This window comes from Lactococcus hircilactis, assembly GCF_009601015.1.
GTDB classification, from domain to species: domain Bacteria; phylum Bacillota; class Bacilli; order Lactobacillales; family Streptococcaceae; genus Lactococcus; species Lactococcus hircilactis.
Genome location: NZ_WITJ01000042.1, coordinates 1 through 2,118 on the forward strand (window position 1 = coordinate 1; position 2,118 = coordinate 2,118).

Consider the following 2,118-nt stretch of genomic DNA (forward strand, 5'->3'; position numbering starts at 1 on the left):
TTTTTTATCGCTTTCTCATTAAATTTCCCTAAGGACTTGGAAACACTAGCAGAAATTTCTTTTTGTGCAGCTGGTTTCACTTCTGTCACAACTTTTGGCTTCCCTGTGTCTAAACTCTTTTGAGTTATCTTCTTTCCCCTAGATTCTGAGGACGAATCTAAGTCCGTCACTGTCGAATCCGGTGTACTGATTTTGCCTCCCGAATAAGACAATTGCCTTAACCCTACCCCTAACGATAAAAGCGCTAAAAGCACTAACCCACCGGTGATTAACTTCTTCGTTTTGTTCATTTTTTCTCCTTATACTTAAGTTTCGTTTAAGCTAATCGTATCATAAGCGATTTCATTTTTCAATATTAAATTGACATTTTTTTATATTAAATTGACATTTTTTTATATTACGCAAATTGTAAAATGAAGTTAGCACCTTGATCCCAGCAAAAAACACCTGAATCTCTTATACTAGAAGTTCGATCAAATAGTATAAAAAGGAAATTCAGATGCAAGACTATTCTAACACAACCCCTACCAAAGGCAAACACCTGACTTACCAAGACAGCCTGAATATTGAGCGTTGGCACAACAAAGAAGGAATGAGTAACCAAGCAATTGCCCGTTTATTAAATAAGGTTCATGGAACGATTGATAACGAAAACAAGCGAGGGACAATCCAGCTCAAGCTAAGGTAAAATACTCTGCCCAAAAGGCTCAAGAAAATTAAGAAGCTTTGAGGGCAAACAGTGTCCGTCCTAGTAAACTCACGCCTGAAATTGACCATTATGTGAGCGCACGTCTTAAAGAAGCCAAGAACTCTCTGGAGGTCATTCATCAGGAGCTAGAAGGCATCTAGCTCAGGAGCCTTTATAACTGCCTCGCTATCTTTTTACTTAATTTTATACTAAAATAGATTTATCGAAAAACTTTACAACAGAACCAAAAATATCACGGGATTCGTGGCATATCCACAAAAATCGATTATTCAACGGACGACAAAGGAAAGGCCATGATTCGTGAAAACATTCTCTTTGATTATAAGAAAATTAATCCAACGGATATTTCTGATTTAACAGGGGAGTTAAGCCATGGTGATCTATCAAAAGATAAGAAAGTAAGTCTTAAAAAATCAATTGAAACATTAAAAGCCGACCACTTTGAACACGGCTACGCACCATAAATTTATAGCGGGAGTTTCTCACACTCAAAAAGAGGAGACATCAATAGGATGTCCCCTCTTTTTGAAAACAAATGATACTAATATACAATAAAAACTCAAAACAGTTAAGTTGTGACCTGATTTGCTCTGTTAATTATGGTTCTATGATATTTGGTGTTTAAGTATAAGAATAGTGTTGATGAATTTTATCTATCAACACCAAATATCATAGGCCCCAAAATTGTCTGACCAGTGTTTGGACAAAAAAGACCAGCTTCCTTTAAAATGGTGTTTATCACAAACCCATTTTTAGGAGCCGATCTTTTGTCTAGTATAACCTATTCTGAACGAATTAAAATCGAAACCTTTTGTGGTTCTGTTGCAAAGTTCCCCATAACACCTGATTTATTGTAAAATGTAATAAAAAAGAATGCGAGGACAACAGATGAATCATTTTAAGGGCAAACAATTCCAAAAAGACGTGATTATTATCTCTGTTGGGTATTATCTTCGCTATAATTTGAGTTATCGTGATGTTCAAGAGATGTTATATGATCGTGGTATTAACGTTTCTCACACAACAATTTACCGTTGGGTTCAAGAATATGGTAAGCTGATCTATCAAATCTGGAATACGATTAAGGGCATATACAAAAAGAACCGAAGAAATGGAACGCTCTTCGGCTTTTCGGTATCTACTGAAATTAAAGTTTTGATGGGTATACCAGCATAGTCAAAGTATAAGAATGGGACTTTTGTACTCAGTATTGAAACTTTGCAACAGAACCAAATAGGCAATGTCAATAAAAAGGTCCCTAGCATCCCCAATAAAATAAATCCCAAAACGATTTTTTGAGAGTAAGTTAATGTCTTAAAAAACACCATGTTCCTCAGTTTCTAATTATATATATTTTTTTGTATTATCTTTTTTAATTACCATTTTAATTAGAAATGGAGCTATTAGCG

The 2,118-nt window shown here is 35.0% G+C and carries 3 protein-coding genes and 1 pseudogene; 3 read left to right on the forward strand and 1 reads right to left on the reverse strand.

The window, feature by feature from the left end:
- On the reverse strand, positions 1 to 290 hold a 290-nt coding region (locus GHI93_RS12720; protein WP_153497360.1), incomplete at its 3' end, for a hypothetical protein.
- 209 nt (positions 291 to 499) lie between these two features.
- Here GHI93_RS12720 and GHI93_RS13125 point away from each other — a divergent pair.
- From GHI93_RS13125 to GHI93_RS12735, 3 genes and pseudogenes are all read left to right on the forward strand, one after another.
- The gene (locus tag GHI93_RS13125) at positions 500 to 688 is read left to right on the forward strand and encodes a helix-turn-helix domain-containing protein (protein WP_246177169.1); all 189 of its coding nucleotides are present in this window, start codon (positions 500 to 502) and stop codon (positions 686 to 688) included.
- Positions 689 to 906: 218 nt separating this feature from the next.
- Positions 907 to 1,173: a DUF1307 domain-containing protein gene (locus GHI93_RS12730; protein WP_343030380.1), complete on the forward strand. Its 267-nt coding sequence runs from the start codon at positions 907 to 909 to the stop codon at positions 1,171 to 1,173.
- Between the two features lie 424 nt (positions 1,174 to 1,597).
- Positions 1,598 to 1,822: pseudogene (locus tag GHI93_RS12735) on the forward strand (IS6 family transposase); the annotation flags it as partial.
- Positions 1,823 to 2,118: the final 296 nt, after the last annotated feature.

Coding starts and splice junctions, on each gene's coding strand:
- GHI93_RS13125 (WP_246177169.1), top strand. CDS start 500: ATGCAAGACTATTCTAACACAACCCCTACCAAAGGCAAACACCTGACT.